The sequence below is a fragment of the Rhizobacter sp. genome, from assembly GCF_046595475.1.
In the GTDB taxonomy this organism is placed as follows: Bacteria; Pseudomonadota; Gammaproteobacteria; order Burkholderiales; family Burkholderiaceae_C; genus Rhizobacter.
The window spans coordinates 1-6,084 of sequence record NZ_JBKJOQ010000044.1; the positions used below are offsets into that span (position 1 = coordinate 1).

The following is a 6,084-nucleotide window of genomic DNA, read 5'->3' on the forward strand; positions in this document are numbered from 1 at the left end:
GCCGGGTCGTGCTCGACCACCACCAGCGTGTTGCCGGCATCGCGCAGCCGGTGCATGGCCTCGACGATGCGGTTCATGTCGCGCGGGTGCAGGCCGATGCTGGGCTCGTCGAGCACAAACATGGTGTTGACCAGCGAGGTGCCGAGTGCGGTGGTGAGGTTGATGCGCTGCACCTCGCCGCCGCTGAGCGTGCGGCTCTGGCGGTCTAGCGTGAGGTAGCCGATGCCGACATCGCACAGGTATTTCAAGCGCGTGCGGATCTCGTCGAGCAGCAGCTTCAAGGCGTCGTCGAGCATGCCGCTCGGGAGCGAGATGCCGTCGAAGAAGCGCTTGATGCGGGCTATGGGCATCAGCATCAGGTCGTGCACGGTGAGGCCGGGCAGCGCTTCGAGCTGCGCGCGCGACCAGTCAACCCCACTGGGCAAGAAGCGCTTCTCGGGTGCGAGCACGCCGTCGGCATCGGCCTTGGTGCCCATGCGCCACAGCAGTGCCTCGGTCTTGAGCCGCGCGCCGCTGCAGATCGGGCACGGCGTGTAGCTGCGGTACTTGGACAAGAGCACGCGGATGTGCATCTTGTAGGCCTTGGATTCGAGGTACTCGAAGAAGCGTTTCACGCCGTACCACTGCTTCTGCCACTTGCCCGTCCAGTTGGGCGAGCCGTTGATGACCCAATCGCGCTGGGCCTCGGTGAGCTGCGACCAGGCGGTGTCGCGCGGGATGCCAGCCTCGGCGCCGTAGCGCATCAAATCGTCTTGGTTCTCGGCCCAGGCGGGGGTTTGCAGCGTCTTGATGGCGCCAGCTCGCAGCGTCTTCTTGTGGTCGGGAATGACGAGGCCGTAGTCGACACCGATCACGCGGCCAAAGCCACGGCAAGTCTCGCAGGCGCCCATGGCCGAGTTGAAGGAGAAGAGGGCGGGCTGCGGGTCGGCGTAGCGGATGTCGCTGTCTGGGCAGTGCAGGCCGGTGGAGTAGCGCCACAGCGCCTCCACTCCGTCTCCCAGGGAGAGAGGGAGCACATAGATGTTGACTCGTCCGCTGCCACGCTTGAGCGCCGTCTCAATGGCCTCGATCGCACGCACCTTCTCGGTGCCCTGAATCCGAAACCGATCCGCCACGACATCCAACAACTTGCGCGGCCCGGTAGGCGACGCCACCTCACGCTCGGCCTGCACACGGGTGAAGCCACTGGCGGCCAGCCACTGCGTCACCTCGTCAGCGCTGGTGTTGGCCGGCAGCTCCACCGGAAAGGTGAGCACCAGCCTCGGGTCACTCTCCTTGGTGCGCGCCATCAGCTCGGCGTAGATGGTTTCCGGCGAGTCGTGGCGCACGGGCTGCGCCGTCTTCTTGTCGAACAGCTCGGCCGCCCGCGCATACAAAAGCTTCAGGTGGTCGTTCAGCTCGGTCATGGTGCCGACCGTGCTGCGCGAGGTGCGCACCGGGTTGGTCTGGTCGATGGCGATGGCAGGCGGCACGCCGTCCACGCGGTCGACCGCCGGGCGGTCCATGCGGTCGAGAAATTGACGCGCATAGGCGCTAAAAGTCTCCACGTAGCGGCGCTGCCCCTCGGCGTACAGCGTGTCGAACACCAGGCTCGATTTGCCCGAGCCGCTGGGCCCGGTCACCACGGTCATCTCCCCAGTGCGGATGTCGAGGTCAAGGTTCTTGAGATTGTGCTGACGGGCGCCGCGGATGCGGATGAGTCCAGAGGTCATGGGGGAAGCGCGCAGACGGGAGGGGCAGGAATTCTAGGAGCGGCCTCCTGCCAAGCAACAGACAAGGGGATTCGAGAAATGGCACCGCTTTCGCCAAACGTTGCACACCGACACAGGGTCTACCCGCTTTAGCTTTACGCTACAGGCCTCACTTCCTGTTTCATCACCATGCGTTCGAACTTTCTGCGTGCCCTCGCTGGCGTCTTGCTGGCCGTGGCCACCACCTGCAGCCACGCCTTGGTCTTTGCCGTCAACGAGGGGGTGACCTACCGGGTGAGCAACGACGAGATACGCGCCAAGTACACCGCCATTGCGGCCGACTTGAGCAAGCTGATCAAGCAGCCGGTGTTCATCGAGCCGGTGGCCGACTACCCGAGCCTGCGCCGCGGCCTCGCCGCCAAGCAATACGACCTGGCCCTGGTGCACCCGGCGCACCTGTCGATCGAGGCCATCAAGAAGAGTGGCTACAAGCTGCTCGTGGTGATCAAGGGCTACGAGAAGTACACCGCCAATTTTCTGGTGAAGGCCGACTCGCCGCTCACCTCGCTGGCCGACCTGAAAAACAAGTCGCTCGGCTTGCCCGATGAAGACTCCATCACCTCGTGGATGGTGCGTGCCACCCTGCGCGATGCGATGGGTGGTGACGCGCAGCAGGTGAAGTATGTCTACACCCGCTACCAAGACGCCGTGCCGTTCTTCGTCGAAAACAATCTCACCAAGGCCGGCTCTACCGCATCCGGCAGCGTGATCAAGGCATGGCAGGCCAAGGGCGGCAAGATACTGGCCAAGTCGCGCCCGGTGCCCATCAAGCATGTGATCGCCAGCCCCACGCTGCCGCAAGACCAGGCCGACAAGGTGCGTGACTACCTGCTCACGCTCGACACCACCGACGAAGGCAAGAAGAAGCTCGAAGCCACCAAGTACGCCGGCTTTGCGCCGTACAAGCAGGCCGACATGCTGACCATAGGCACCTGGCTGGGCCTGTGACGTCTCTGTAAGAGTGCATCAGCGTGCATATCAGGGAATTCACCGCCCGTTGCCGCGCCGGCACGTTTGTGCGGCGCACAGATAATGCCCGTCATCCGACGTACTGACCAAGGCGCCATGCCTGCGCATGCCGCACCAGGGAATGCCATGCACACCACGCTCCAGCAGCTACTGAGTGGCGGCGCCGATGCCGACACCGCCATTTCGGCCCCTGGCCGCTTGCCCCTTTCGTACCACGAGCTGCGTGCGCTGATCGCGAGCACGCTGGCCAGCCTTAACGCGCTGGGCGTGGGCCGCAACGACCGCGTGGGCATCGTGCTCAACAACGGCCCCGAGATGGCCACCTGCTACATGGCCTGCGCCTCGGGCACGACCAGCGCACCGCTCAACCCGGCATACCGCGGCGACGAGTTCGAGTTTTACCTGTCTGATCTCAACGCCAAGGTCTTGATCGTCGAACAGGCCAGCACCTCACCCGCCATCGAAGTGGCGCAAAAGCTGGGCGTGCGCGTGGTCGACCTGAGCGTGCCGGCCGGAGCACCCGCCGGCAGCTTCACGCTGAAGGCCCGTGACGGTGCGGCCGCCGCGCCCACCACCCAAGGCGGTTTCTCGCAAGCCACCGACGTGGGCATGGTGCTGCACACCTCAGGCACCACCTCACGCCCCAAGATCGTGCCGCTGTCGGTGGGCAACCTCTGCGCCTCGGCCAACAACATCCGCACCACGCTGCAACTCAGCACGAAAGACATCGGCCTGAACATCATGCCGCTGTTCCACATACACGGCCTCATCGCCGGGGTGCTGGCGGCGCTGTCGGCCGGCTCGCAAGTCTTCTGCACACCGGGCTTCAACGCGCTGAAGTTTTTCACCTGGATGGACGAGGCCAAGCCCACCTGGTACACCGCCGTGCCCACCATGCACCAGGCCATCATCGGCCGCGCCAAGGGCAACGCCGAGACCATTGCGCGTAACCCGCTGCGCTTCTTGCGCTCGTCTTCGTCGTCAATGCCGCCGCAAGTGATCAAAGAGCTCGAAGAGATTTTCAAGGCGCCGCTGATCGAGGCCTACGGCATGACCGAAGCCACGCACCAGATGGCCTCCAACCCGCTGCCGCCGGCTGTGCGCAAGCCGGGCTCGGTGGGCTTGGCCGCAGGGCCCGAAGTGCAGATCATGGGGGAAGACGGTCTGCTGCTGAAAGCGGGTGAGATCGGTGAGATCGTCATCAAGGGCCCCAACGTCACGGCGGGCTACGAGAACAACGCCAAGGCCAACGCCGAAGGCTTCCTGAACGGCTGGTTTCGCACGGGCGACCAAGGCACGATAGACAGCGATGGCTATGTGAGCCTCACCGGCCGGCTGAAGGAGATCATCAACCGCGGCGGCGAGAAGGTGAGCCCGCGTGAGGTCGACGAAATCTTGATGGACCACCCCGCCGTAGCGCAGGTGGTGTGCTTCGGCATGCCCCACCCCAAGCTGGGTGAAGAAGTGGCCGCCGTGGTGGTGCTGAAAGAAGGCGCCGCCGCCACCGACCGCGAGCTGCAAGATTTCGTGGCCAAGCGGGCGGCCGACTACAAGGTGCCGAAGAAGATCTTGTTCATGGACGAGATCCCCAAGGGCGCCACCGGCAAGCTGCAACGCATAGGCCTGGCAGCGAAGTTAGGGCTGTGATCCAACTCCGCCGTCAAGCAATTTTCTTCAATCAATGAGGTAGCGTGATGACTGTTCGATTCAATCTGCGCGCCCTGGCAACCGCCATGGGTTTGGCCACCTTCCTGAGCGCTGCACCCGCCTTCGCGTGGGAGCCCACCAAGCCCATAGAGTTCGTGGTGCCCGCCGGCACCGGCGGCGGTGCCGACCAGATGGCGCGCTTCATTCAAGGCATTGCGGCCAAGCACAAGCTTTCGTCACAGCCCATCATCGTGGTCAACAAGGCCGGCGGCGCAGGCGCTGAAGGCTTTCTTGACGTGAAGGGTGACAAGGGCAACGCGCACAAGATCGTCATCACGCTGTCTAACCTCTTCACCACGCCGCTCGCCACAGGGGTGCCCTTCAACTGGCGCGACCTGACGCCGGTGTCCATGCTGGCGCTCGACCAATTCATCTTGTGGGTGAATGCCGATTCGCCCTATAAGACCCCTAAGGACTACATCGCCGCCATCAAGGCCGCACCCGACAAGACCTTCAAGATGGGCGGCACCGGCTCCAAGCAAGAAGACCAGATCATCACCGTGCTGATGCAAAACACGCTCGGCAAGAAGATGATCTACGTGCCCTTCAAGGGCGGCGGCGACGTGGCCGTGCAGCTGGTGGGCAAGCACATCGACTCCACCGTCAACAACCCCATCGAGGCCGAGTCGCACTGGCGCGCCGGCAAGCTGCGCCCGCTGTGCGTGATGGACAAAGACAAGCTGCCCTACACCGCCAAGCTCACGGCCACCGAGTCGTGGGCCGACGTACCGCCCTGCGGTGCGGTGGGCCTGCGCGTCAACTACCTGATGCTGCGCGGCGTGTTCATGCCGCCCGGCGTCACGCCCGACCAGGTGGCGTACTACAACGACTTGTTCGACAAGATGCGCGCCCTGCCCGAATGGAAAGAGTTCATGGAAAAAGGCGCCTTCAATCAAACGGCGCTCAAAGGCGCTGAGTTCAATGAGTGGCTGGGCAAGAACGAGCAGATTCACCGCGAGCTGATGAAGGTGGCAGGGTTCTTGGCGAACTGATCGCCATGAGCAACCCATCCGAGCCGACACAAGAGGCCAAGCCCGGCCCCGCCACACGCGGCCCCGAGCTCGCGGTGGCCGGCATCTTGCTGCTGCTGGGCGTGATGGTCGTCACCGACAGCCTACGCGTGGGCATAGGCTGGGCCGATGATGGCCCGCGCTCGGGCTACTTCCCGTTTTACATCGGGCTCTTGCTGCTGGCGTCTAGCGGCACGGTGTTCGTGTCGACACTGCTGAAGTGGAAGACGCTCACTGCCGTGTTCGCCGAGCGTGAGCAGTTGGTCACCGTGATGGCCATGCTGATCCCGATGGTGGTGTACGTGGGTGGCATCTGGTTGCTGGGCATCTACCTCGCATCGCTCGTGCTCATTGGCTACTTCATGCGCCGCTACGGCAAGTTCGGCTGGCCGCTCACGGCGGCGGTGTCGGTGGGCGTGCCGCTGGCCTTCTTCCTGGTGTTCGAGCGTTGGTTTCTGGTGCCGCTGCCCAAGGGCCCGATCGAGCGACTCTTGGGGTTCTGAAATGACTGACAACCCCCACGCTCACTTCGTTCACTGCCCCCCAAGGGGGCGCTCATTGCCTTTCGGGCGGCCGGGCGGTCAATAAATGACTGACAACCCCCACGCTCACTTCGTTCACTGCCCCCCAAGGGGGCGCTCATTGCC

The 6,084-nt window shown here is 64.0% G+C and carries 5 protein-coding genes; 4 read left to right on the forward strand and 1 reads right to left on the reverse strand.

Features of this window, described 5'->3' with window-relative positions; all coding sequences use genetic code 11:
• Positions 1-1,712: excinuclease ABC subunit UvrA (locus AC30QB_RS08125; protein ID WP_489545696.1), on the reverse strand; the 1,712-nt coding region annotated here is incomplete at its 3' end.
• A 168-nt stretch (positions 1,713-1,880) separates the two neighbouring features.
• Between AC30QB_RS08125 and AC30QB_RS08130 the strand changes: the two genes are divergently transcribed.
• The 4 genes from AC30QB_RS08130 to AC30QB_RS08145 all read left to right on the forward strand — a co-directional run bounded on the left by AC30QB_RS08130 (position 1,881) and on the right by AC30QB_RS08145 (position 5,940).
• Positions 1,881-2,699: a phosphate/phosphite/phosphonate ABC transporter substrate-binding protein gene (locus tag AC30QB_RS08130; protein WP_489545697.1), complete on the forward strand. Its 819-nt coding sequence runs from the start codon at positions 1,881-1,883 to the stop codon at positions 2,697-2,699.
• Positions 2,700-2,846: 147 nt separating this feature from the next.
• Positions 2,847-4,367, forward strand: a complete 1,521-nt coding sequence (locus AC30QB_RS08135) for an acyl--CoA ligase (RefSeq protein WP_489545698.1) — start codon at positions 2,847-2,849, stop codon at positions 4,365-4,367.
• A gap of 47 nt (positions 4,368-4,414) precedes the next feature.
• Entirely contained in the window at positions 4,415-5,419 is a 1,005-nt protein-coding gene (locus tag AC30QB_RS08140) for a Bug family tripartite tricarboxylate transporter substrate binding protein (RefSeq protein ID WP_489545699.1), read from the forward strand.
• Positions 5,420-5,424: 5 nt separating this feature from the next.
• Entirely contained in the window at positions 5,425-5,940 is a 516-nt protein-coding gene (locus AC30QB_RS08145; protein ID WP_489545700.1) for a tripartite tricarboxylate transporter TctB family protein, read from the forward strand.
• The last annotated feature ends 144 nt before the right edge of the window (positions 5,941-6,084 follow it).